Origin of the sequence: Embleya sp. NPDC059237 (genome assembly GCF_042754105.1) — a bacterium.
Taxonomy (GTDB): Bacteria; Actinomycetota; Actinomycetes; order Streptomycetales; family Streptomycetaceae; genus Embleya.
This window is the reverse complement of the sequence record NZ_JBHZAE010000005.1, coordinates 557,627-580,760: the sequence shown is the minus strand read 5'-3', so window position 1 is coordinate 580,760 and position 23,134 is coordinate 557,627. Positions and strand designations below refer to the sequence as shown.

18 protein-coding genes and 2 pseudogenes are annotated in these 23,134 nt (G+C 70.2%); 14 read left to right on the top strand and 6 right to left on the bottom strand.

Going from position 1 to position 23,134, the window contains the following annotated elements; translation table 11 throughout:
- Window positions 1–132: 132 nt before the first annotated feature.
- The gene (locus ACFXKZ_RS19475; protein ID WP_380001995.1) at window positions 133–855 is read left to right on the top strand and encodes a hypothetical protein; all 723 of its coding nucleotides are present in this window, start codon (window positions 133–135) and stop codon (window positions 853–855) included.
- A 23-nt stretch (window positions 856–878) separates the two neighbouring features.
- On the opposite strand, the gene ACFXKZ_RS19470 is transcribed toward ACFXKZ_RS19475, so the two are convergent.
- The gene (locus tag ACFXKZ_RS19470) at window positions 879–1,313 is read right to left on the bottom strand and encodes a hypothetical protein (protein WP_380001993.1); all 435 of its coding nucleotides are present in this window, start codon (window positions 1,311–1,313) and stop codon (window positions 879–881) included.
- A 131-nt stretch (window positions 1,314–1,444) separates the two neighbouring features.
- Between ACFXKZ_RS19470 and ACFXKZ_RS19465 the strand changes: the two genes are divergently transcribed.
- Both ACFXKZ_RS19465 and ACFXKZ_RS19460 read left to right on the top strand, forming a co-directional pair.
- Window positions 1,445–1,672 carry a hypothetical protein gene (locus ACFXKZ_RS19465; protein ID WP_380001992.1) on the top strand — a complete coding sequence of 76 codons (228 nt, stop codon included), beginning with the start codon at window positions 1,445–1,447 and terminating at the stop codon, window positions 1,670–1,672.
- Between the two features lie 109 nt (window positions 1,673–1,781).
- Complete coding sequence (locus ACFXKZ_RS19460) at window positions 1,782–2,285, top strand: DUF6461 domain-containing protein (protein WP_380001990.1); 504 nt, start codon at window positions 1,782–1,784, stop codon at window positions 2,283–2,285.
- Between the two features lie 1,386 nt (window positions 2,286–3,671).
- Here the strand turns inward: ACFXKZ_RS19460 and ACFXKZ_RS19455 are convergent.
- The gene (locus ACFXKZ_RS19455; RefSeq protein ID WP_380001988.1) at window positions 3,672–4,160 is read right to left on the bottom strand and encodes a MarR family winged helix-turn-helix transcriptional regulator; all 489 of its coding nucleotides are present in this window, start codon (window positions 4,158–4,160) and stop codon (window positions 3,672–3,674) included.
- A 194-nt stretch (window positions 4,161–4,354) separates the two neighbouring features.
- Between ACFXKZ_RS19455 and ACFXKZ_RS19450 the strand changes: the two genes are divergently transcribed.
- The 7 genes from ACFXKZ_RS19450 (at window position 4,355) to ACFXKZ_RS19420 (ending at window position 9,687) form a co-directional block, all read left to right on the top strand.
- Window positions 4,355–5,575 (top strand): MFS transporter, encoded by a 1,221-nt coding sequence (locus ACFXKZ_RS19450; protein WP_380001986.1) that lies wholly within the window; start codon window positions 4,355–4,357, stop codon window positions 5,573–5,575.
- Between the two features lie 33 nt (window positions 5,576–5,608).
- Window positions 5,609–6,031: a heme-binding protein gene (locus tag ACFXKZ_RS19445; protein WP_380001984.1), complete on the top strand. Its 423-nt coding sequence runs from the start codon at window positions 5,609–5,611 to the stop codon at window positions 6,029–6,031.
- On the top strand, window positions 6,028–6,156 hold the full coding sequence (locus ACFXKZ_RS19440) for a hypothetical protein (protein WP_380001982.1): 129 nt from the start codon (window positions 6,028–6,030) through the stop codon (window positions 6,154–6,156). Before ACFXKZ_RS19445 ends, ACFXKZ_RS19440 begins: the two co-directional genes overlap by 4 nt.
- A gap of 54 nt (window positions 6,157–6,210) precedes the next feature.
- The gene (locus tag ACFXKZ_RS19435) at window positions 6,211–7,038 is read left to right on the top strand and encodes an aldo/keto reductase (protein ID WP_380001980.1); all 828 of its coding nucleotides are present in this window, start codon (window positions 6,211–6,213) and stop codon (window positions 7,036–7,038) included.
- Between the two features lie 132 nt (window positions 7,039–7,170).
- On the top strand, window positions 7,171–8,181 hold the full coding sequence (locus ACFXKZ_RS19430; protein ID WP_380001978.1) for an aldo/keto reductase: 1,011 nt from the start codon (window positions 7,171–7,173) through the stop codon (window positions 8,179–8,181).
- Window positions 8,182–8,269: 88 nt separating this feature from the next.
- Complete coding sequence (locus ACFXKZ_RS19425) at window positions 8,270–8,689, top strand: SRPBCC family protein (protein ID WP_380001976.1); 420 nt, start codon at window positions 8,270–8,272, stop codon at window positions 8,687–8,689.
- A gap of 155 nt (window positions 8,690–8,844) precedes the next feature.
- Entirely contained in the window at window positions 8,845–9,687 is an 843-nt protein-coding gene (locus ACFXKZ_RS19420; protein ID WP_380001974.1) for a ferritin-like domain-containing protein, read from the top strand.
- A 234-nt stretch (window positions 9,688–9,921) separates the two neighbouring features.
- Here ACFXKZ_RS19420 and ACFXKZ_RS19415 read toward each other — a convergent pair whose 3' ends face one another.
- The 3 genes and pseudogenes from ACFXKZ_RS19415 to ACFXKZ_RS19405 form a co-directional block, all read right to left on the bottom strand.
- A complete protein-coding gene (locus ACFXKZ_RS19415; RefSeq protein WP_380001972.1) occupies window positions 9,922–11,742 on the bottom strand; it encodes a hypothetical protein in 1,821 nt (606 codons plus the stop codon).
- A 736-nt stretch (window positions 11,743–12,478) separates the two neighbouring features.
- Window positions 12,479–12,724, bottom strand: a pseudogene (locus ACFXKZ_RS19410) (fused response regulator/thioredoxin-disulfide reductase); the annotation flags it as partial.
- Between the two features lie 383 nt (window positions 12,725–13,107).
- Window positions 13,108–13,293 (bottom strand): annotated as a pseudogene (locus tag ACFXKZ_RS19405) (transposase); the annotation flags it as partial.
- 385 nt (window positions 13,294–13,678) lie between these two features.
- On the opposite strand from ACFXKZ_RS19405, the gene ACFXKZ_RS19400 reads away from it, so the two are divergent.
- The 3 genes from ACFXKZ_RS19400 to ACFXKZ_RS19390 all read left to right on the top strand — a co-directional run bounded on the left by ACFXKZ_RS19400 (window position 13,679) and on the right by ACFXKZ_RS19390 (window position 17,214).
- Window positions 13,679–14,164 (top strand): SHOCT domain-containing protein, encoded by a 486-nt coding sequence (locus ACFXKZ_RS19400; protein ID WP_380001970.1) that lies wholly within the window; start codon window positions 13,679–13,681, stop codon window positions 14,162–14,164.
- A gap of 464 nt (window positions 14,165–14,628) precedes the next feature.
- Window positions 14,629–16,509 carry a serine/threonine-protein kinase gene (locus tag ACFXKZ_RS19395; RefSeq protein WP_380001968.1) on the top strand — a complete coding sequence of 627 codons (1,881 nt, stop codon included), beginning with the start codon at window positions 14,629–14,631 and terminating at the stop codon, window positions 16,507–16,509.
- Between the two features lie 42 nt (window positions 16,510–16,551).
- Window positions 16,552–17,214, top strand: a complete 663-nt coding sequence (locus ACFXKZ_RS19390; protein ID WP_380001966.1) for a hypothetical protein — start codon at window positions 16,552–16,554, stop codon at window positions 17,212–17,214.
- On the opposite strand, the gene ACFXKZ_RS19385 is transcribed toward ACFXKZ_RS19390, so the two are convergent.
- Window positions 17,195–20,611 (bottom strand): BTAD domain-containing putative transcriptional regulator, encoded by a 3,417-nt coding sequence (locus tag ACFXKZ_RS19385; protein ID WP_380001964.1) that lies wholly within the window; start codon window positions 20,609–20,611, stop codon window positions 17,195–17,197. The two genes, ACFXKZ_RS19390 and ACFXKZ_RS19385, sit on opposite strands and share 20 nt — an antisense overlap.
- Window positions 20,612–21,718: 1,107 nt before the next feature.
- On the opposite strand from ACFXKZ_RS19385, the gene ACFXKZ_RS19380 reads away from it, so the two are divergent.
- Window positions 21,719–22,348, top strand: coding sequence for a maleylpyruvate isomerase N-terminal domain-containing protein (locus ACFXKZ_RS19380; RefSeq protein ID WP_380001962.1), 630 nt, complete (start codon window positions 21,719–21,721; stop codon window positions 22,346–22,348).
- Window positions 22,349–23,134 lie beyond the last annotated feature (786 nt).

The window sequence follows — 23,134 nt, the reverse complement described above, 5'->3', positions numbered from 1 at the left end:
TTGCACTGACGTGCACACCACCACGCGACCGACCCGAGTTGGCCAACAGTCGGCTGGGTCCTCGATACCGGGAGGCTCCGCAACCGCCCTCACCCCGTCCGCCCGATGCGCCGGCACCACACTCCGCCGCCGGTGGCGGAAGCCCAACAGCGATCCGCCGCGGAGGCGGCCGGCCAGAACACCGCCACCGCACCCGGACAGCACATGGTTCTTCCCCGGCCGCCGCACGAGGCCCCGGGCACCAGGCGCGACGAGCAGTACCGGGATCCGCTGTCGCGCGCGACCTGGGTACTGGCACTGCTGGCCGTCGCCTCCGATGTCGTCGTCGAAGAGCACCTGACCCGCGTCGACGACGCAATCCGCTCTCTGCCCGAGGGCTCACGGCGGGCACTGATCCTAAGCTCCAGCCGCATTGGAGCATCCATGGCGGTCTCCGAACAACGAAGAGGATCCAACCTGGCCGGGATCGACGGCCTCTCCCCTTTGACCGTCCTGCTGGTCGCCCACCACGTCCGCACAGAGGCGTACTCGCGATTCACCATTGCCGCCTTGAGGGACATGGCACCGTATGGGGGCGCAGCGTGGCCCGCGCTCCTGGCGCTCGGCGACAAAATGAGGAACAGCCCCGACGAAGACGTGTTCGCGGCGCTGCGGGCGCACAAACCTCATGTGATCGGCAGTCTTGGCCACCCTCCGACGTACGACGCGGTCACGGCCGCCGGCGTCATCGGCCCGTTGGCAGCCCGACCCTTCGACTTTCCTTTGGACTGGGTGCTGGGTGTCGAGGCCGCCCTCGCACGCACCGGGAACGAGGCGCTCGGCGAAGTGGCCGACACGAAAGGCTGGTTCCGGTAGGAGATCGCAGGTACTCAGGGTCGTCAGGCCCCAGGTGTCGCCGCTGACGCGTGGCAGTCGGTAGCCCCGGCGTCCGAACGGCAGGTGCGGCCGGCACGGTCGGCCATGGACGCGGCGATCACGCTCAGGATGTGGAACCGGGTGGTCAGGGGTATCGAGCCGCAGGTGGTGGGAACCATGGCGACGGCGATCCAGTGCTTGCCCGGGTCGAGGTCGGCGTCACCGTCGTGGCGGATGGTATGGATGTGGGCTTCGTCGGCGGTGGTGGTGCCGGGGCGGACGGGGAAGCGGAAGCTCATGTCGTTGCCTTCGGCTCCGACGAAGCCGTGGGGTGCCTGGACACTGCGCGGTACGGCGATCGTCCAGTAGTCGCGGCCCGGTTGTTCGTTCGAGGGGATCCAGCGGATCTCGGTGCCGTGGATGACGGGTTGGATCCAGTTGGCCAGGACCGCCCGCATCCATTCCTCCGCGTGGCCGGAGTGAAATGGGGCATGGACTGCCGGCGGCCAGGGCGTCGATACCGGGCATAGCGGCGGGCCAGGCCGTTGTGTGCGCTGAATTCGGGCCGGTGCCAATAGTGAACGACGGTATGGCCCGCCCGTCACAGCCGTCCTCGCCCCTGCCCAGGGAACGCGGCCGTGCGGCCAGGCCGCTCACGGACGCCGAGGCGGTCACCGTCGTCCCGGGCCTGCACCCGATCTGGGCGGACACCACCGCCCGTGAGGTCACCGGCCTGAACCGCGACGTCGGCGGGACATTGCGCGGATGGCACCGGGTCACCGCACACCGACTCGCCGCATCCGCCGCGGGCCCGTAACGCACACGTGCGGACCATCGTGCGCCCTGGGCCGCCTTGGAGGGAGCGGGGTCGTGTCGGGTCGCTTGCCGAGTCCCGCGACGGTCGAACTATTCGAAGGAGTCGAGCCGTGAGTGGCGACACTGTCGAGTGGCTGCAGGACTCCTACTTCACCGAGTTCGGGTACTGCGTGACCTTCGCACGCGGGCTGTCGGCAATGGAGTTGCTGCGGCGCATGGGCTGCGACGTGACGCGCACGGCCCACAAGGGCGTGATCGACGCGAACCACTGGATCGAGGACGTCGCCGAGGAGTTCGGCCACGCCGCGGTCGCGGACAAGGAGGGGGTGATCCGGGCCGGCGATGCCGACGGGTGGGCCTTCGCCTTCGAGGACGCCCCCAGCCGCGGCACCCACCACGACGTCCTCGCCGCGGTGTCGGCCGGCACGGTGGCCCTGAGCACCTTCGAGAACATCAACGCGCTCACCATGTTCCACTACGCGCAGGCCGGGGACGTGGTGTGCGGGTTCGACCGGCCCCGGGACCGCTGGGGCTCCGACCCCGATCGGCTGGTGCCGCACCTGACCCGCGCGGGCCTGCTGCCCGGAACCACGTCACGGCTTCAATCCCAATAGTTCAGAGGAGCGTCGCCGACCTGCGACGGATCCGTCGTGACCGGATTCAATCAGCCACGTCCTCGGTCCGTGGGAGCGACCGGTCGATCGGCAGTTGCGTCTTCGATCGCCTCGAGGACCGCGTCGAGTCGCGAGGGTAACGATGTAGGCGCGGAGTCGGTGGCCGCGGCAGGCGGCGGCTCGCCGCGCGGGCGCCGTGGATGCCGCAGACTGACGAGCAAGTGAACGGCAGCCTGCGACGGATCGTTCGCGTCCTGTCGGCGCGGGTTGTGTCCGGACAGGGTCGACACAACGACGCGGGAGTTCGCCGTGTCGGGCAACTTCGGGCGCTCGTGTGCACCGGAGGCGAGGCTGTCGCCGGGACCGCGTCACGGGTTCTGGTGTGACGGGGTGCGGTCGCCGTCGGGAGCGGCGGCGTTGCGGTGTCCTCGTACCGCCGGGTGCGGTGCTGGTCGTCACAGCCGAGCAGGCGCACCTTGGGCAACGGGGTCGCTCGCCTTCGTGCCCGGTCCCGCCCTCGGATGTCGCTCGCACGTTCAGGCTTGCGTTGTCACGAGGGTGCCGGGTGTCAACCGCCGAGGTCGAACACTCCCCATGCGGTGAACGGCTCGGCCTGGACGTGATCCTGCTTCCTCGGGCGACGACGCGTCGGGGGCCGGGGGCGGAGCCGTCGGGCAGGGTGAGCAGGCCGACGTCCGTCGGCTCGACGGACGCTTCGGTGAGCTCTGCGTGGACGAGTCGGTCCCGCTCGTCGCCGTAGCCGCCGTAGAAGGCGACCCGGTCGCCGTGGACGGCCACCGCGTGGGCGCCCCGGACGCTGTTCGCACGCACCGTCACCGGCTGGTCGGGGCGGTCGGGGCGGTCGGGGCGTATCTCGACGAGGGGGAAGTCCGTGTACGGGCATGCCCAGGCCGTGGTGCCCGACACGTTCAGGGCGTAGCAGTCGAACAGGCCGGGGGATGCGGGCGCCGTCCGAGGTCCAGGCGAGTCGGCCTGTGCGGCTCCAGCGGCGGATTCCGTCCGGGTTCTCGTCGAAGTGTGCGACCCAGAGGTGGCCGCTCTCGTCCGCGAGCAGGTGTTCGATGGCCTCCCCGACAAAGAACGATGTGCTCTCGCGGCCGAGCGCGTCGAAGACCTGGACCTGGTTCGTGTCCTCGTTGCGGCGGGCGTGGGTCGGTGTCGACGTGGTGGGTGGCGAAGACCATCGGCATCACCAGCCAGAAGCTGCGGCGGGCTCGTCCTGCGCCACCGCTTCGTCGTCGAGCGGGTGGTGGGCCGTCGTTGTCGCCGCTACGGGGATGCCGTCGTTCGACGGTCCCTCGCATACGTCCGCCTACGCCACGCTCGTGTCCGTGTGTGCTTCGGTTCCGGTCCGGTGTGCGGTCGCTACGGTCGGGTGGTCGGCGCCGCCGGTAGGCCGCCGGCGGGGTTGACCGCTTCGACCGCCTTGACCAGTGGGGCCAACTCGGGGTTCCTGGCCGCTTCGTCGAGGGCCTCGCGCAGGGCGGTGTCGTTGGTCGGCCGGGCCTGTGCCAGAAGCTTCAGGCCGGCGTCGCTGACGTCGGTGTAGATGCCGCGGCGGTCGGTGGGGCACAGGTAGCGGGCCAGCAGCCCGCGGTCCTCGAGCCGGGTGACCAGGCGGGTGGTGGCGCTCTGGCTGAGTACGACCGCGTCGGCGACCTGCTTCATCTGCAGGTGGCCGCCCTCGCCGTCGTGCTGGCGGCTGAGCACGTCGAGCAGCGAATACTCCCGCACGCTCAGGTCGTGCTCGGTCTGCAGCGCGCGTTCGATCTGCGCCTCGATCCGGCCGTACAGGACGTAGAGCGCGGCCCATCCGTTGGCGAGGGCGGTCAGTGCGGGATCCGTGGCGGTCATGGGCCCGAGTCTCCTTCCGGGTACGACAGGCAGGCGTTCAGGATACTCCATTTTCTGAAATACCGGCTGCCGCATGTATGGCGCCCATGCAAGCATCCTCGGTGGATGACTACCGGCATTTGCACTTATAGCGCGTATGCAACTATTGTCGAGGCTCGTAAGGAGCACCAGCAATCGTATGAAGGGTTCGCATCATGCCTCTCGCGCTCCTCGCCCTGGCCATCGGGGCGTTCGGGATCGGCACCACCGAGTTCGTGGTCATGGGCCTGCTGCCCGAGATCGCGGACGGCTACGGCGTGTCGATCCCCACCGCCGGACTCCTCGTCACCGGTTACGCGGTCGGCGTCGTCGTGGGTGCGCCGCTGATGACCGTGCTCGGCAACCGGATCGGGCGCAAGACGATGCTCATGGCCCTGATGGGCCTGTTCGTCGTCGGCAATCTCGTCTCCGCACTCGCGCCCACCTTCGGCGTCATGCTCGCGGGGCGCATCGTGGCCTCGCTCGCCCACGGCGCCTTCTTCGGCATCGGCTCGGTGGTCGCCGCCGGCCTGGTCGCGCCCGACCGGAAGGCCGGCGCCATCGCCACCATGTTCACCGGACTGACCGTCGCCAACATCGTCGGCGTACCGCTGGGCACCTTCATCGGTCAGGCCGTCGGCTGGCGGGTCACCTTCGCGGGCGTCGCCGCGCTCGGCGTGATCGGCCTGCTCGGCATCGCGAGGCTGGTGCCGGCCATGCCCCGCCCCGAGGGCGCCCACCTGCGCCGGGAGCTGACCGCGTTCCGCAACCCGCAGGTGCTGCTCGCGATGGCGATGACGGTGCTCGGCTTCGGCGGTGTCTTCGCCGCCATCACCTACATCGCCCCGATGATGACCCACACGGCCGGCTACTCGGACGGCGCGGTCACCTGGCTGCTGGTGTTGTTCGGGGTCGGCATGTTCCTGGGCAACCTGCTCGGCGGCCGGTTCGCGGACCGCGCTCTGATGCCGATGTTGTACGTCACTCTCGGCGGGCTCGCCGTCGTGCTGGCGCTGTTCACCGTCACCGCGCACAACAGGATCCTGGCCGCGGTGACCATCCTGCTGGTCGGCGCGCTGGGCTTCGCCACCGTTCCGCCGCTCCAGAAGCGGGTTCTCGACCAGGCCCACGGCGCGCCCACCCTGGCCTCCGCCGTCAACATCGGCGCCTTCAATCTCGGCAACGCGCTCGCGGCCTGGCTCGGCGGGATGGTCATCTCCGCCGGACTCGGCTACACCGCCCCGAACTGGGTCGGCGCCGTACTCGCCGGCGCGGCCCTGGTCCTCGCCTTCTGGTCCGCCGCCCTGGAGCGTCGCACCTCGGCGCGGGAAACCGAGGCGGCCGAGCCCGCGGTCGTCCCCCCGACCGCCGACGTCCGCGTCCCCGTCCACCACTGACCCCCATCCCCCTCACACAGGAGCAGCACCACCATGAGCACCACCTCCATGACCCCGTTGACCACCGCCGACGCCGAGACCCTGATCACGGCCGCTCGTACCGCCGCCGAGGCGGCCGGGGTCGCGGTCGGCGTGACCGTCCTGGACGCGGGCGGGCACCTGCTCGCCTTCCGCCGCGACGACCGGGCCGTCCTGATCGCCGGCGAGACCAGCACCCGTAAGGCCTACACCGCCCTGCAGCTGAACGCCCCGACCGCCGATCTGGTCGACCTCGTCAAGCCCGACGGCCCGTTCCACTCGCCGACCACCGCACTCGACCGCCCCCTGCTGTTCATCGCCGGTGGCGTCCCGGTACACCGCGACGGCCGGCTGATCGGCGCCGTCGGCGTCGGCGGCGGCGCCCCCGAGCAGGACCACGGCTTCGCCACCGCGGCCCTCGCGAAGCTCGCCCGATGACCCGCGCTCCACAGCAGACCTTCGCGGACCACGGACGGCGCCTCGACACCGGAGATCTCGACCTGATCACCAAGAGCGGGTCACCGACGGAACGGACACCGTCGAACATCCCCGAAAACTCCTGAACCTCCCGACTCGGTCTGTAGCAGACCCCCATCAACCGAGAGAGCGGCACCACCATGAGCACCACCGTCCCCACCGTGAAGCTGAACAACGGCGTCGAGATCCCCCAACTCGGCTTCGGCGTCTTCCAGGTCCGCGAGGACCAGACCACCACCGCCGTCGCCGGCGCCCTGGAGGCCGGCTACCGCAGCATCGACACCGCCGCGATCTACGGCAACGAGACCGGCGTCGGTCGGGCCCTGGCCGACTCCGGACTCCCACGCGAGGAACTGTTCGTCACCACCAAGCTGTGGAACGCCGACCAGGGCTACGACCGCACCCTTCGCGCCTTCGACACCGCCCTCGCCAAGCTCGGCCTCGACACCGTCGACCTCTACCTGATCCACTGGCCCGCCCCCGCGCGCGACCTCTACCTCGACTCCTGGCGCGCCATCGAGCGCCTCGCCGCCGAGGGCCGCATCCGCGCGGCGGGCGTGTCCAACTTCCAACCCGCGCACCTCCGACGCCTGCTGGACGGCAGCGACCTCGTGCCTGCCGTCAACCAGATCGAGCTGCACCCCGGCCTCCAGCAGGCCGAGTTGCGCGCCTTCCACGCCGAACACGGCATCGCCACCGAGGCATGGAGCCCGCTCGCCCAAGGCGCCGTCCTGAACGACGAGGCGATCACCACCATCGCGGCCCGCACCGGCAAGTCCCCGGCGCAGGTGGTGCTGCGCTGGCATCTGCAACTCGGCAACATCGTCATCCCGAAGTCCGTCACCCCGGCCCGCATCCACGAGAACCTCGACGTGTTCGACTTCGCGCTCACCGACGAGGACATGGCCACGATCGCCGCCGGCGACCGCGACCTGCGCACCGGCCCGCACCCGGACCACCTCGACTGAGCACCCGGCGAGGCCGTCCCGGCCGGCCCCAGCCCACCCGGAACGGCCCGCCGCGCCCCGGCTCCCCGCATCGGGGACACCCCACACCCCCCACCGGCAAAACACCCGTCGAACATCGAAAGAGGCATCCCCATGTCCCTCCGCGAATTCCTCCCCGGCCGACTCGGCTTCGGCACCGCCCCCCTCGGCAACATGTTCCGCGCGATACCCGACGACGAGGCCGCCGCCACCGTCGAGGCCGCCTGGGACCAGGGCATCCGCTTCTACGACACCGCCCCCTTCTACGGGGCCGGCCTCGCCGAGGAGCGCCTGGGTGCGCTCCTGGCGACCAAGCCCCGCGACTCGTACGTGCTGTCCTCCAAGGTCGGCCGCGTCGTCCTCGACGAGCACGAGACGGGAAACCGCGAATTCGGCGAGAAAGGCGGCCTGTTCGAGCACGGCAACGCCAACCGCATGCTCCACGAGTGGACCGCCGACGCCACCGAGCGCTCGATCGAGGGCAGCCTGAAGCGCCTCGGTGTCGACCGCCTGGACATCGTCTGGGTCCACGACATCGCCCAGGACTTCCACGGCGACCTGTGGTTGCACAAGTACGAGGAGGCCCGTACCGGTGCCTTCCGGGTGCTCTCCCGACTCCGCGACGAGGGTGTGATCAAAGCCTGGGGACTCGGCGTCAACCGGACCGAGCCGATCGAGTTGACCCTGGCCCTGGACGAGCCCCGACCCGACGGATTCCTGCTCGCCGGCCGCTACACCCTCCTGGATCACCAACACGCCCTCGGGCGCCTGTTGCCGATGGCCCAGGCGGCGAACGTCGACATGATCGTCGGCGGACCGTACAGCTCCGGCGTGCTCGCCGGCGGCAACCACTTCGAGTACCGGCAGGCCCCGCCGGAGATCGTCGAGCGGGTCGGGCGGCTCAAGGTCCTCACCGAACGGCACGACATCGCCATCAAGGCCGCCGCCCTCCAGTTCTCCCTGGCCCACCCCGTGGCCGCCGCCGCCATCCCCGGCGCCACCCGCCCCGGTCGCATCGCCGAGGACGTCGCCGCCCTGAACGCGAACGTCCCGGCCGCGTTCTGGCACGACCTGCGCTCCGCCGGCCTCGTCGCCCCCGATGCCCCGCTCCCCCAGGGCGCCTGACCCCGAACGACCACCCGACCGAAACCCGAAACACAAACCCGACCCGAAACACCAAACCGAACAGAGAAACACGAACAGGAGAAAGACCATGGCGTCCACGTCCGTGAGCCGGATACTGCCCGCCCCGCCACAGCGGATATGGGACCTGATCGGCGGATTCGACACCCTGCCCGACTGGCTCCCCTACTTCCCCGAGAGCACCGCGCTCGAAGGCGGCCGGGTTCGCCGCCTGACGAACCCGGACGGCGACGTCATCGTCGAACGCCTGATGGACTTCAACGAGACCGAGCGCCGGTACACCTACGCCATCCTCGAAGCGCCCTTCCCCGTGACCGGCTACCTCTCCACCCTCCGGGTCCACGCGGTCCCCGGCCGAGAGCACGTCGCCGAGGTGCAGTGGTCCGGCCGCTTCACCCCCGACGGCGTCGAGGAGAGCGAGGCGGTCGACCTGTTCACCGGCATCTACCGCGACGGCCTCGACGCGCTGCACACCACGCTCACCGGCTGAGCCCACGCACTCGGCGGCGCGACGACCTCGCGCGATCGCGCGGTTTCACTTCGTGGACAGGTGGTATCCGGGCACTTCCGGCGACTGTGCCGGTGTCCGGTCCCGTGGTGGGGTTCGGCGGTATCCGCAACGCCTGTGGGAAGGAGGGCTCTGTCGTGCTCGGTCCTCGCGACATTCTTCGAGAGATCCATCGGGACGACGAGGCGTTCCGCCTGTTCTGCAGCATCGCGGCAAAGGGCGAGAGCCAGGGCGGGTGGGAGAACGGGCGGATCGCCGCCCTGGCCCGCGACCCGGAACTGGCGCCCAAGATCGCCCGGCACGGCGCCGACGAGGACAAGCACGGGCGCATCTTCAACGCCATGCTGCACCGCCGCGGGCTCGATCCGGTCGACGTCCCGCCCGAGACCGACTACTGCATGCTCCTCGAACGCCGGGGACTGGGCCTCGCCCACGATCGGCTGCGCCGGGACGAACCGCTGACCGAGGACGACATCGTCGAATACCTGGTGCACAGCCGCGTAACCGAGCAGCGCGCCGCGGAGGACATGCGGATGTTGCGTCGATACCTCGGCGACGACCCCGACATCGGCCGGGGCATCCGGATGATCTGCGAGGACGAGGAGAATCACCTCGCCTACTGCCACGAGGAGTTGCTGCGCCTGTCCGCCCGCGACGGCCGGACGCACATCGGGCGGGCCCTGCGCAGGACCGCCCGCGCCGAAATCGAGGTGAACCGCGACGTGAGCCTCGCGGTGATGGACCGCATGGGCCGTCTGCTCGGCTGGTCCCGCGCCCGGCGCCTGGCGCTGCGGGTCGGCATCCGGGTGACGTACGCCTACGACAGGGTGTGGGGCACCCGCCGCATGGTCCGCCTGCGCCCGCCCACACGGGCCGACGCCATGGGCCCGCGGGGCACCGATGGGGCCACCGCAGGCCCTCCTCCGGAGCAGGGTCGGACAAGCCGACCCGGCGGCGGGCCAGGCGACAGGGCCGGGTAGCCGTCGCGGCGGCCGACACCGGGCAGCCCTGCCCAGGAAACGGAAACGGGAACGGAAACAGACGCGGGCGCCGACGCGGACTCAACCGACCATCCGTGCCAGATCCTGCAAACCCAACGGTCAACACATGATCAATCGGCAAGATCTTTCAAAACAGCCGGGACGAAGCAGTCGAACCGTGACGAGCCGCCGGAGAATCCGACGGCCCGTCACGAGGGTCGAGGTGGCGGATGTCTATGCTTCGAGGACGGCCAGAATGTCCTTCGAAAGATTCGCATTCGAGTCCCACCACGCACGAAGCCGTGGCAGGTCGTTGGAATTCTCGGCGGTCAGTTTATCGATCGCCGAGACCAATTTATCACCCACGGCGCTGCCGCCGGCACGGTTCTTGATCTTGCCGTTGAGGGCGGCGACGATTTGCACGATATCGGATGCCCGTATTCCATCGGTGGAGGGTGCCGCGATGTTCCAGATATTGCCATTGCCGAGGGGGATCTTGGCTCCGAATTTCTGAATGGCCCGCTGCGCGTCTTGGAAAGTGAGCCCGTAGCGGGTGGCGCTCAGGCACGCATCGTATTGGGCGATGTCGTTGTCGTTCACATTCCTCGGATGGTCATCCGTGAGGCGGTGGCTCGCACCTTGTTCGAACTCCATGCCACCCGCCACGATATATGCAGGTCGGATGTAGTTTGCTTCATGGCCCGTCGCGCCTCCGGCCGGGTGGGTAACGCCCCAGATGGTGTCTTGATATGCCCAGTATGTCGCATTCTTGACCGCCTCCGGGGAGTCACTTTCGCCGTTCTTGAGGTCCAGCCACAGAAGCTTGCGGAAATTTGGCCCGGTGAGTACTTTGGCGGTCGCCTTCGCGACCGTGGTGTCGTCCGCCCCGCTGCCCTGGCTCTGGAATTGTTCCCGTAGCCTGATCAGGATTTGGGTCGCGGCGCCCCGGTCGAATCCGGACGATTCCAGTGCGTTGTAGGCCTGCCGATTGTAGGTTTGCAGACTGAGATCCTCACCGACGGGAGGGGTGACGGTCCACAGGTAATACCCGAGGCCCTCCGGATGGGTGAGGTCGCCGACGGTTCCGTCGGAGTCGGGGAAGATTTTCGCCTCGGTGACGGTCCACGTGATGTTCGGGGCGGACGTCATGTGCGCGATCTTCTTCGCGTCCTCCGTCATGACGTACATGTCGAGGGTGGGGAACCCGGCCATGCCCGCCAAGCCACTGACACCCGGAACGTTGACGCCCTGCAGCAGGTTGCCCAGCTTCTCCAGGAAGCCACTGGTCGGCTTGTTCGTCCCACTGAAGACGATGGCGTTCTCGATGTAGTTGGCCTCCGAGAGCTTTTCCGTTTGCCCCGGCCGGATCACCTGGGCTTCCCTTTTGATCTGGCCGACCAGCTTCTGAGTGAAGGGATCGTTGTCGGCGAGGGCACTCTGGGTGTTGGTCACCCGGTCAAAGAGGCTGTTGTCGCCGAAGAAGACGGCATCGAGGACGGTCTTCAGGTCCCCGTTCAGGTCCCTGCCCTTCTTCACCGTGGCGACCACGATGTTGGCCAGCGCTCGGGGGACGCCGATCTGCCCTCTCTTCACCTTCAGGTTCTCGGCCTCGATCTCGGTTTTGAACCACTCCTGCCATTCCCCGGCCGCCTTCACCGCCCCGCGCATCACCGCTTCCGTCACCACTCCCCCGACGCTCGCCGACGTCAAGCTGGCGAGCGCGGCCGACATGTCCGCCAGCACGAACATGGCGTGTGTCCGGTGGAGCACGTACACGTTCTGGTCGAGGTTGTTCTTCATACTCAGGGTCTGCGTGACGCCGGGGCGCGCCCAGTCCAGCATCGTGGTCCTCTTGATGAGGGATTTCAGGACCGGAATGTTGGTCTGCCCGGGGACCCATGTGCTGTATTCGCTGGAGTTGTATGTGGCGGCGCCGGCGGGGGCGGCTGCAATGAAGGTGGGTGCGAATCCGACGCCGAGCGAGAGAACCGCGGCGACGGCCCCCTTGGTCACCATCTTCGCCGACCTGTGTTCCTTTTTCTTGCTCGCGGACATTCGATTCCTCCCGGCAGAGCGCTTGAATGGGAAAGCCGTCCGGACCGTCTCCCGATTTCCCCACGACGCGTGTACGTACGAGGCCCGGGTCAGCCGACGGGGATGACCAGTCCGGGGTTCACGGACGGGTGCGGAGGGGTCCGCACACATCACTGACCCCCTCGATCACGACCGGCGTCCCCCGGCGTTCGGAGCGCCGATCAGCCGGTCCGCGAGGGGCGCCCGGGTGTCGCGTTCACCCAGTCGGCCGTCGTCCGCCCGGCGTGGCACGCTTCCGCCGACTCGGCGGGGCTCGGGAGGCCGAGTCGTTCCCGGCTGCGCCGGCCGTCTTGGAGATACTTCACGAGCTCCGGGTCCGCTCCGGGCCTCCCGGCGGTGTCGGCGGGTGCCAAAGCGGGGCCGGTCCGGGCCGGCAGGGCCTCGACCGGACTCTTGCGACACAAGGCGCCGGTCCCTCCATGCGGCACTGAACGTGCTCGGTCACACCGCGTTCCCCTCCCCGACCGGCGGCACCCACGTCGCGGGGCTCCCACCCACCGGCCAGTTGACGGCTCCTGCAACCTAGACGGATCCGCATCACCCCCACCAGAACAATTCAGGACATCCACAGCATCACCGGAATCTCGTATTCCGGCGGGCAGTGCCGACCGCTCCGACACCCCGTCTCGCCGCCCTGCGTCGCGACGATCGAAGACCGCGACAGGGCGTGCACCGCGACGTCCGACGGGCCGCCCCACCGACGAAGGAACTCGATGCCGTTCATCCGCGGCATCCGGTGGTCGGCCGGCAGCACCGCGACAGGGCTGTCCTGCGGCTTCAGCTCCCGCAACGCCTCCGACGCCGAGTCCTCGGACTCCGCACGCACCATCCGGTACCGGTCGCCGTACCGCCGCCGCAGGTCGCGGGCGACGGCCCGGGACGCCGCCGGATCGTCGTCCACGGTCGGGATCACCGCGCGCGCCGCGTCGGCGTTCTCGGCCATGTCCGCCTCCAGGGGGGCTTGTCGGCTTCCGGATGTTCGGGACCGAACTCGGGTTGGGTGCGGTGTGCCGATCCGTCCGCGGACGGCACGGCCGCGATGACGCCCGGTCAGCCGGTGTTCTCGGCACGCAGCATCCAGTGGTGCTTCTCCAGGGCCGCCGAGGAGGCCCTGTGTAAGAAGCTGTCCTCTTCGGGATGGTGTGCCGGATGCGGCGTCGTCGCAGGTCTTCGCGGCAGGGCCCGTTTCCGTGGGCCTTGTCCGCGGCGAGGCTGTCCGGTCTTGGTGCGTGACGTGCCCGGTCCGGTCCGCGGGACGCGGATCTTCTTCGGGACGGGCGCGAGTTGCGTGCGGTCGGCCCGCTGTCCCGGTGTGACGATCAAGTCGTAGACCGTCTTCCAGGGACCGAACCGTTCGGGCGGATCACGCCACCGAACCCCGGTCCGCACCCGATGCACAAGCCCGTCGATCACCTGCCCGTGATCCCGCCACCTGCCACAACGCCCGTTGCTCACCGGCAGGAACGGCCGCAATCGCTCCCACTCCGCATCCGTCGGATCACCCCGCCCCATACCCGGACCGACGACTCGACCGCGAGATGGTCACATGACCGACCGGACGTGTCCTAGTCGGTCGCAAGTCCACCGCAAGGGGGCGGAGGAGAGTTGGCTCAGCCGGGGGTTCGTCCACCGGAACGGGGCCGGCCGAAGCCCGGAACCACGCGCGCGGCGTCCGTGCCTTCCGTCTTTCGCGCTTCCATCGGCCCGAACCCATCAGCGCGGAAGGGACTGTTCGTGACACTACGGCTGAGCCTCGCGGTCGTCGTCGGCGACAGCATCGGCGGCACGCCCGCCGCCCGCGTGCCGAGCGAATTCCGTCCGTGAGCCGACCGATGTGGACGGGACGCCGGCGTCCTTCGCCGGCTCGCAAGCCACGCCTTCAAGGGAATCCGGGATCATGAAATCCTTTCTGCGCGCCGGTATCGGTGGCTTTTTTCTTCTCATCTCGCTGGCAGTAGCCGCATACAGTTTCTATCAATTGATGCGCACCGGTAGTTGTTCGTCCGGTGGGGTTTACGTGTCGAAGCGTGAATGCCCTGCGGGAACCACTCTATGGGCGTTCGCGCTGCCGATATCTTCGATCACGGGAATCCTGAGCGCCTTTCTGCTCGCGGCGGGCCTTCGGGGTGAACCCCTCGATCCGTTCGCGCCGGGCCGCGGGATCGCCGGACCTCGCCCCGCCCGCTCGAACGCCGTGGTGACCGGGCGGGCCGTGGGCATATTCCGCCACCTGCAGATGCACCGGGCCCTCGCGGACGAGTCTTTGGCAATGTCCGGCGATGCACTCGTGCGGCTGGAACGCCTGCAGGCGCTGCTGATCTCGGGTGCCCTGACGCCTGTGGAATTCGAGCAGGCCAAGGCAAGGCTCCTGGACGAGCTCTGACGGGCTCCGTCTGCCGCGGCCGGACCGTGGGGCCGGCACGGGCCGTCGCCGGTTCGGCCCTCCCCCGGCACACAAAATGGCGGACGCCGCAATATCGACTGCACCGGAATACGCCCGGCACGATCATTTCCGAATGACGGCCGGAACGCAGCAATAAGCACCGGGACGAGAAGGCAACAACAAGCGCCGATCAGGGCAGGCCCACCGAGCCGTCCCCGTCCGGAATTCCGGACGTTGCGAAGCGGATGCAAGCGAGTCGCAAGACCGGCAGCGAACCATGTGCAGGAGGGCAACTCACGCACATCCGACAGAACGAGGACGGAAGAGATGCTGAATCCGACGGTCGTCGGTGCCCACCGCGGCGGCGTGCTCCAGGGGGCGCCTGTTCACGGCCCGCGCCGCGCGTGGGGATCCCGGGTGTCCGAGGCGCTCCTCGGCGGCCTCGCCCTGGATGGACGTGTCGCATGAGCGGGCCGCAGGTCTTCCCCGTGGCCGACGGACCCGGCGCGGACCCGTGGATGATTCCCGGATACACGCCGTCGAGGGAGCTGGGTTCGGGCGCGAGTGGCCGGGTGATGCTCGCCCGGCACGACGGGACCGGGTCGCCGGTGGCGATCAAGTACCTGTCGGAACGGCTGCGCGGCGACAGCACGTTCCTCGCCGGGTTCCGCGCCGAGGCCAAGCTGCTGGGCACCCTTCGGTCCCCCTATGTGGTCGAGTTCTACGAGTACGTGGAGACGTCCCTCGGTGCGGCGATCGTCATGGAGTTGGTGGACGGCATTCCGCTCCGCGCGCTGCTCGGGCAGGAGGGCGCCACCGAGCCCGAGGCGGCACTCGTTGTGCTCAAGGGATCGCTGCTCGGCCTTGCCGCCGCCCATGCGGCGGGGGTGGTACATCGGGACTACAAGCCCGACAACGTCCTGATCGCCGCCGACGGGACGTCCAAGCTGGTCGACTTCGGCATCGCGGTGCCCAGTGGGGAGGCCGGGGAATCGGCCGGCACCCCCATGTACATGGCGCCCGAGCAGTGGACCGGCCGGCCGGCGAGTCCCGCGACGGATGTGTACGCGGCGACCGCCACGTTCTTCGAGTGCCTCACCGGCGCCAAGCCGTACGCCGGCGAGACCGTCAGGGAACTGGCGATGCAGCACATGGGGGCGCCCGTCCCGGACGAGCTCGCCCCCGAGCGGGTGCGTCCGTTGATCCGCAGCGGTCTCGCCAAGACGCCCGGGCAACGTCCGGCCACCGCTGCGGACTTCGTAGCCGAACTCGAAGTCGTGGCGACAGCCGCTTACGGCGAGGACTGGGAGGAACGGGGGCAGCGCAAACTCGCCGCGCTGGCGGCCCTGCTACCTCTGCTGTTCCCCCGGGCCAACCCCGGCGGCGCCTCGGACACCACGGCGCTGGCCACCACCGACCTCGGCCCCGGCCCCGGCCCTGAATCAAGCGCCACCCCCGGCTCCGGGCCCGGACCGGGCCGGGGCAAACGCAGTCGTCCGCCGCTGAACCGCAAGGGAAAGGCCCTGGCCGGGGTGGCCGCCGGCGCGTTGCTGCTCGGTGGGATCGCCATGACCGCGGTGGCCGTGGGCAGCGATCACCCGGTGAACGAACCGGTGGCGATGTCCGGCCCTTCGACGTCCGGTTCGCCATCCGGCAGTGCTTCCGCGAGCGCAACCGCGAGCGACGAGCCGTCGACGACCGGAGCGCCCAGCGTGTCCGCTTCGGCGCAGGAGACGACCGACGAGCCGTCGGCCCCGAGCAAGGCACCGCCGGGCACGGACAGCCCGGCGGGCCATGACGACCTCTCCGGTGGTTCGTCGAGTGGCGGGGGAGGCGGTAACTCGTCCGGTTCCGGCACCCCCGGCGGTGGCACCTCGGGCGGGCCGTCGGGCGGATCCGGCGGAGCGTCGGGCGCAGGCACCAGCACCTCGGGAAGGACGAGCAGCGGCAGTTCCTCGGGCGTGGGCACCACCGTGCCGCCCGTCACCCCGGCACCGGAACTCCACGTCGTCTCCGTGAGGATCGACGCGAGCGGTCCGCCGGCGTCCGGGTGCGCCCTGGTGGCTTCCGTGACCGTACTGACCGACGGGGCCGCCGACGGAACGCTCCACCTGACCTGGTTCACCGGTTCCTCCGCCAGGGCGGTCGGGACGGTGGTCGCCACCGACGCGGTCGCCCTTCCCAAGGGGCGGACGCAGGTCTCCGGCAGGTACACCCACACGTTCATCACCCCGGAACGCTCGCCCTACCTCGGCGTCAAGGTCTCGACCGGCCCGGCCGCCGATTCCGGCAACGGTGCCTTCGTGACCGTCTCGGCGCCCCGCGGCTGCAATCCGCCCCGCTGAGAGTCCGGGAATCCACGCCGTACGAAGGAGAGGAGATGCCGGATGACCACACCTCAGGACAAGCCCGACGAGAGCACCGTGCGCCTTCCCCACGTGGACGAGGTCGGCACCGTACGACTGCCGCCCGCCGCCCTCGCCGCCACGCTCCACATCCCGGAACCCGTCGCACCCGAGTCGGAGGAGGCGCCGCGCTTCGGCCCCGGAGTGCCCACCCTGAGGGACCCCGCCGACGGCCGGGTGGCGAGCGTCTGGCACGGCACCCCGTCCCCGGGCCCGAGGCCGCAGGACGTCCCACGCCGACGCCGACCGCGCAGGAGCATTCTTGGCGGCCTGCTGTTGCCGGCGCTCGTACTGATCGCGGTACTCGTCTACCTCGCCTGGCAGCGGTACGCTCCCCCGCTCGCCGTGACCGGAGCCACCGTCCACGCCGATGCTGCGGGTCCGGCCTGCGACGGCACCGCCACGGTCGTCGGCACCCTGCACACCAACGGCCGTGCAGGCACGGTCAACTACCGCTGGAAGCGCAGCGACGGCACGGTTTCCGGCGTTCTCCGGCAGCGGGTCGCCCGGGACGCGCACCGGACGGACGTCGTCCTGCGCTGGACCTTCGACGGCCACGGGACCGTGCAGGCGACCGCCACCCTGGAGATCCTGTCGCCCGACCCGGCGGACGCGTCGGCCACCTTCACCTATGCCTGCCCATGAGGTCGCCGATCGACCGCAGGAGGCCGGCGGCCTCGCAGCGCTCGGCGATGGGGTACGCCTGGCGCAAGGCGGACTCGGCCTCCCGGGCGGGGCCGTGGACCGCCAGGGAGTACAGGGCACGGGCATGTTCGAGACGGGCGGGGCCGGGCGCGAGCAGCGTCACCGCCTCCCGGAGTTCGGGCACCCCGTGGGCGCCGCGCAGCTCGCCCAGCACCCGCAAGGACCGACCCACCATGCTCGGCGCGCCCCATCGGCGGGCCAGCGCGAGCTCCTCCCGGGCAAGGGTCTCCGCCTCGGCCCGTTGGCCGACACCCGCCAGCGCCTGCACGCGCAGCGGCGCCCACGGCCGCCAGGCGTGGTTGACCACGGACGGCCGTAGCTGCCGGGCGGCGTCCAAGCCGGTGAGCGCCTCGTCGTGACGCCCTTCCGCGATGAGCACCCGGGCCTGCGTCTCCCTGGTGAGGAGGTCGCCCTCGGCATCCCCGGCCAAGGCGCGCATGCGATCCAGGCACGCGCGGGCACCGGCGGTATCGCCCAGATCCAGCAGAACCCCCGTCAAGATGTCCCAGCCTCGCGAGGCGCCGGGTGCGAGGCCCCACGCCTGGTGCAGCTCCACGGAGATCGTGAGGGACTTGAGTGCCGCTCGGAGATCTCCCCGGTCCCACTGGGTGAAACCCCGCCACATGTGGGTCGAGAGGACGGAGAACAGCGAGCCGCGCTCGTCGGCGCGGGCCAGTGCCGCGCCCCACAGCTCTCCGACCTCCTCGTCCGCCAGGTGCAGGACGATGACGGCGGCGTACCAGAGCAGCTCTTCCCCCGCGTCCAGCAGAACACCGTCGGCGACGGCGGAGCGAGCGAGCGCAACGGCCCCGCTGCGTTCGCTCCCGTCCTGGGCCGCTTCCCAGGACAGGTAGGCGGCGAGCATCCGGGCGCCGGACCCGTCGCCGTCGATGACGGCGTCCTGCGGGCTGCGCCACGGCTGCCGGTCCAGGCCGTGCATGTAGGCGCTCATCCGCTCCAGCGCCAGCAGGCCCTGCCGTTCGTCCTTCAGTTCGGCGGGCAGCCGGGCCGCGGCACCCCGGGCGAACTCGGTCGCCTGCCCCTGCCTGCCGGCGAAGACCAGGATCCGGGACAGGAGAAGCGCCGCAACGGCCCGGCGCGGCGGGTCGGTCAGCGTCTCATAGGCCTGACGCAGGTGTTCCACGGCGGCGGGACCGTTGCCGAGGGTCTCGGCGCGGCCGAGTTCGAGGAGCACCTCGGGCTGTCGGGCGGGGCCGGGCGGCTCCCGCAGGGCGCGGGTGAGGTAGGTGGCCGCGGCGTCGGCGGCACCGCGGCCCGCGGCTTCCCGGGCGGCGGTGCACAGCATGTCGACGACCCAGGGGTCGCCGCGGTGCGGGGTGAGCAGCAGGTGCGCCGCCGTCTGCTCGGGGGGTGAGGCCGCGGCGTGCAGGATGCGGGCGGCCCGCTCGTGCCGCAATTGTCGTTCGCCGGGCGGCAGATCCCGGTAGATCGCGTCTCCCACGAGGGGGTGCACGAAGCCGAACGGGTAGTGGTCGCGGATGATTTCGGCCCGGACCAAGGGCGCGATGGCGTCCGCCGCCTCGTTCTCGGACACTTCCATGACGGCGGCGACGTCGGGCAGTGTCGCGCCGTCGCCGAGAACGGCGACCGTTTGGGCCGCGACCGTCGCGTCGGCGGGCAGCCGGGCGAGGCGGCTGAGGACCAACTGGGAGACGGCCCTGGACCCTACGGAGGTGACGGTGCCGGCGTGGGCGGCCTCGGGCCGGATGCCGCGTGACTGAAGCGCCCGCACCAACTGGCGCAGTAGCAGGGGGTTGCCGGACGTGGCCCGGTGGCAGGCGTCGGCGAACGTCGCGTCGGGGGGCTCGCCCAGCGCGTCGCGGACCACGTCGGCCACGCCCGCCGGCGTGAGCGGAGTGGGGTGGATCCGCAAGGCCGCGGTGTTGTCGGCGAGTTCGGCCAGCAGCTCCCCGTCGTGGTGCGGTTCGCCGGTACGCAGGGTGACGGCGATGAGGATGGGAAGTCCTTCGAGGCGGCCCGCGAGATGGGCCAGGAAGCGGAGCGAGCCGGTGTCGCACCACTGCAGGTCGTCGACGGCCAGGAGGAGGGGGCGTTCGGCGGCGAGCCTGAGGGTCAACTGGTGGAGGCCGTTCAGGACCGCGTAGCTGTCGGGCTGGTGGCCGGGGTCGGCCGCGTCGGGGTCGAAGACCGCGGTGGACGCGGCGGCGGCTCCGGTCATCAGTTCGCCGCCGCGTCTGACGACCAGGCGTTCGAGGAGTTGGCGCACGGCGCCGTATCCGTAGTCCTTCTCACGCTGGCTGCCGCGTGCGGTCAGCGTCAGCACGTCATGTTCGGCGGCCAGCCGGCGGACCTCGGCGAGGAGACGGCTCTTGCCGATACCGGCGGGGCCCTCCACGAAAACCAAGCCGGCCCTGCTCTTCAGCGCACCGGCCAAACAATCGCCCAGTTCGGTCAGTTGCCGGTCCCGGTCCACCAGGACGTCCGCGCCCCGGGAAGCCGATCGGGCTGCGCCGGCGGGCTGTATTGGCGTCCCCTCCGGGGCCGCGGTCGCTGTCTCTCGGTGCGCGAATCCGGTAGACACAGGCCGGTCGAGCGCGGGTGACTGGGCGAGAACGTCCGCTTCGAGGGTGCGCAGAGCGAAGCCGGGATCGGTTCCGAGTTCCTCGGCAAGGACCTGTCTGGCGCGCCGCAACGCGCTCAGCGCGTCGCCCTGCCGGTGCGAACGGTAGAGGGCCAGGGCGAGCAGACGCCAGCGTTCCTCGCGCAGGCGGTCCTGTCCGATCAGTGCCTCGATCTCCGGCACGAGGACCGCGTCCTCACCACGCTCGAGACGTGCGGCGAGCAGTCGCTCACGAGCCACCTCACGCAACTCCGCCAGCCGTGCGGTCTCCCCCCGGGCCCACAACTCCGCCGAGTACTCGGCGAACGCCGGTCCTCGCCACAGCGCCAGTCCGCCCTCGAGGACCCGCACCACCTCGGCCGGGTCGGTGATCGTGGCGGCATGTCGCAGTGACTGTTCGAAGCACCACGCGTCGACTGCCTCGTCCGGTATCCGCAGGACGTATCCGGAGCCCTCGCTGACGATGAAGCCGCTGCGGGACCTGGCCTCCCGTCCGGGTTCGAGCCGGCGTCGCAGATGCGAGACGTACGCGTGCAGGGCGCCTTGTGCCCTCGGCGGCGGCGATCCGCCCCACACCGCGTCGACCAGCCGGTCACTGGTGATGATCCCGCCCCGTGCCACCAGCAGGAGGGCCAGCACTGCGCGCTGCCGAAGCCCTCCCAGGTCCACGACCTGGTCCTGGAACGTGGCTCTCACCTCGCCCAACACGCTGATCTGCAGCCCGCCTCGCATCATCGCCCCCTCTCGTGATCCACACATGGTGACACGCCACCGGGGGCAACGGCTGCGCCCGTTCGAGCACGGGGCGGCGAGCTGCCGGAGGTCGTCCCCTCCCGATGTCCGTTGCTGGAACGTACTGTTCGGCACGAGGTGCCGGATCGTGCCGGGACGCGGTGTTCTCGCTGGTCGGCGGCGGATCGTGCGGTCGGGGATCGGGGATCGGGGCGATACGGAGGACGGCTTCGGAGCGGCCGGGCAGACCCTCGTCGTCACGGGCGCAGACATCGACGGAGGCCGCGCAGGCGGGCGGCGAACGGGCGGCCGACGAACGGGCGGCCGTGGAACCGCTCGACCGCCCGCGACTCCGCTCTGCCGGAGCCGGTACGGGGACTGCCGACGGCCGTACGGGGACTGCCCGGATCCGTACACGGACTACCGAAGTCCGCGCAGGGACTGCCGAAGTCCGCCCGGGACCACAGGCAGGTCGATGATGCGTGGTACCGGCAACTGCGGTTCGGCCGGCCGGCTGTCGACGGCGCCCTGCGACGTGGACGGCGAAACGGCCCCTGCGGCCAGGAGCCGTCCGGCCGATCCGGTCCGGGGATTGTCGGCCCCCGGACCGGCCCAAGTCCGCGCAATCTGCGCAGTACCGCCACGGCATCGAACAACTCGAGGCCCACGGAATCATCACGTTCGCGTCCTTCGTCGTCGGCTTCCCGGGCGAGAACGCGGACACCGTCCGAGAGACCATCGACTTCCTCAACACCGCCGCGCCGACCTTCTTCCGCGCCGAACCGTGGTGGTACAACCACCGATCGCCGATCCACGCCCGGGCTGCGGAACTGCGCGCCTTCGGCAAGGGTTACGACTGGCGGCACGCGAGCATGGACGTCCACGGGTCCATGCCCCACCTCGTCGGCAAAGGCATGCGCCATGCGCTGGAACGACCACCCGGGCCACCCCGAATCCCAGGCGGCGAGCACCGAGTTGGCCCGCCTGTTCGAAACCGTGAAGATGACACCGGCCAAATACACCGCGCCATCCACTTCCTGACCGCCCCCGGCCAGAACGCCCAGCTCGCCTCCGCACACCGGGTGCGCAGCGTGTCGACATAATCACGCCATGGATGCGAAGATGCTCTCGGCCGCCGCCGAGACCTGCCGGGCCGCCCTCGACGCGCACGCGCAACACGACTGGGACCGGCCGATCCCGGACTTGACCTGGACCGTTGCGCAGACCGTCGCGCACGTGAGCGACACCCTTCTGTGGTACGCCACCGACCTCGCCGGCGGTACCCGGGAGCTGAGCACCATGGACCTCACCGTCCGCCCCGACACCCCGCCCACCGACCTCACACGCACCCTGAACACCTTCGCCGACGTCCTGGCCCGCGTCGTCGACACCACCCCCGCCGACGCCCGCGGCTTCCACCCCTACGGACTCGCCGACGCCTCCGGCTTCGCCGCCATGGCCTGCGACGAGATCCTCGTCCACACCCACGACGCACTACGAGGCCTGGACCAGGAATTCACCCCACCCACCGACCTCGCCCACGCCACGCTGGAACGCCTCTTCCCCTGGGCCCCGGAACACTCCGATCCCTGGCAGACCTTGCTCTGGGCCAACGGCCGCTGCAACCTCCCCCGAAGCCCCCACCAAACCAATTGGCGCTGGCACTGCGCCCCCCTGGCGGAATGGGACGGCGCCAACCCCGGTAACCCGGACCGGGAGCCGCAGGAGGCCACCTTCTGACGTCCGAGGACATCGCGTTGATACCCGGGCATCGCCGGTCGTCTCCTCGTGTATGCCCGGCGGACCGCCTGTGGTGCGGGGTAGGTCGGCGCGGTTGTCGCCCTCTACGAGTGGCCGGCGGGCGAGCACATCTCATTCGCCGCGTGGACGTGCGCACGTATGCGGCGCACCTCGAGGTCAGACGATCGGGACCTTCGATCCAGCGGGCCGGACCCGGCCTATGCGCTTTTTCGACAATCACGGCAACTGCGTGGCCGGGGGGCAAGCGTCGGCGAGGACGGTGTGAACATTCGCGGGGAGACGGGCGACGTGGTGATCGCCGAAGACATGACGGTCGGTCTTCCCGGGGGCTTCCGGCCGTTCCCGGTAAAGGTGCCACAACACCATCGTGCTGTGCGCGTCCATCCGTACACCTTTGTCGGCTTGTTCGGCTCCGGCTCGGGTCCGGGCGAGGCGGTGGCAATCGGTGCGGTCTCGACGGGGGCGCCGCCGATCCGGCCGAAGTCGTGGGGCAAGCGCAGCTCCGGCCGGGTTCGCAAGGTGGTCGGGACACCGAAGCGGCTCGTGTCACCGCCGGGCACGCTCGGGAGCGGGCCGGGGCCGGGTCTGCTTCGGGTGGCGTTGGAGCGTACTCGGTCGGGGCGTGGCCCGTACGGATGATCACGCAGCAACCGGCCTCGCGATCACGGTTCGGCTGCGGGGGTGACAGGCGGGGTTCGCTTTCGGCTTTTACTGTGAAGCCATGGCCCGCTCCCACGAACCGTCCGAGAGGTCGCGAGGCTCGGG

Excerpts from the sequence above, each read along its gene's own strand:
- ACFXKZ_RS19465 (WP_380001992.1), top strand. The coding sequence starts at position 1,445 with ATGGCCCGCCCGTCACAGCCGTCCTCGCCCCTGCCCAGGGAACGCGGC.
- ACFXKZ_RS19455 (WP_380001988.1), bottom strand. The coding sequence starts at position 4,160 with ATGACCGCCACGGATCCCGCACTGACCGCCCTCGCCAACGGATGGGCC.
- ACFXKZ_RS19425 (WP_380001976.1), top strand. The coding sequence starts at position 8,270 with ATGGCGTCCACGTCCGTGAGCCGGATACTGCCCGCCCCGCCACAGCGG.
- ACFXKZ_RS19390 (WP_380001966.1), top strand. The coding sequence starts at position 16,552 with ATGACCACACCTCAGGACAAGCCCGACGAGAGCACCGTGCGCCTTCCC.
- ACFXKZ_RS19385 (WP_380001964.1), bottom strand. The coding sequence starts at position 20,611 with ATGATGCGAGGCGGGCTGCAGATCAGCGTGTTGGGCGAGGTGAGAGCC.
- ACFXKZ_RS19440 (WP_380001982.1), top strand. The coding sequence starts at position 6,028 with ATGACCCGCGCTCCACAGCAGACCTTCGCGGACCACGGACGGCGCCTC.
- ACFXKZ_RS19435 (WP_380001980.1), top strand. The coding sequence starts at position 6,211 with ATGAGCACCACCGTCCCCACCGTGAAGCTGAACAACGGCGTCGAGATC.
- ACFXKZ_RS19470 (WP_380001993.1), bottom strand. The coding sequence starts at position 1,313 with ATGCGGGCGGTCCTGGCCAACTGGATCCAACCCGTCATCCACGGCACC.
- ACFXKZ_RS19415 (WP_380001972.1), bottom strand. The coding sequence starts at position 11,742 with ATGTCCGCGAGCAAGAAAAAGGAACACAGGTCGGCGAAGATGGTGACC.
- ACFXKZ_RS19430 (WP_380001978.1), top strand. The coding sequence starts at position 7,171 with ATGTCCCTCCGCGAATTCCTCCCCGGCCGACTCGGCTTCGGCACCGCC.
- ACFXKZ_RS19395 (WP_380001968.1), top strand. The coding sequence starts at position 14,629 with ATGAGCGGGCCGCAGGTCTTCCCCGTGGCCGACGGACCCGGCGCGGAC.
- ACFXKZ_RS19445 (WP_380001984.1), top strand. The coding sequence starts at position 5,609 with ATGAGCACCACCTCCATGACCCCGTTGACCACCGCCGACGCCGAGACC.
- ACFXKZ_RS19450 (WP_380001986.1), top strand. The coding sequence starts at position 4,355 with ATGCCTCTCGCGCTCCTCGCCCTGGCCATCGGGGCGTTCGGGATCGGC.
- ACFXKZ_RS19400 (WP_380001970.1), top strand. The coding sequence starts at position 13,679 with ATGAAATCCTTTCTGCGCGCCGGTATCGGTGGCTTTTTTCTTCTCATC.
- ACFXKZ_RS19380 (WP_380001962.1), top strand. The coding sequence starts at position 21,719 with ATGGATGCGAAGATGCTCTCGGCCGCCGCCGAGACCTGCCGGGCCGCC.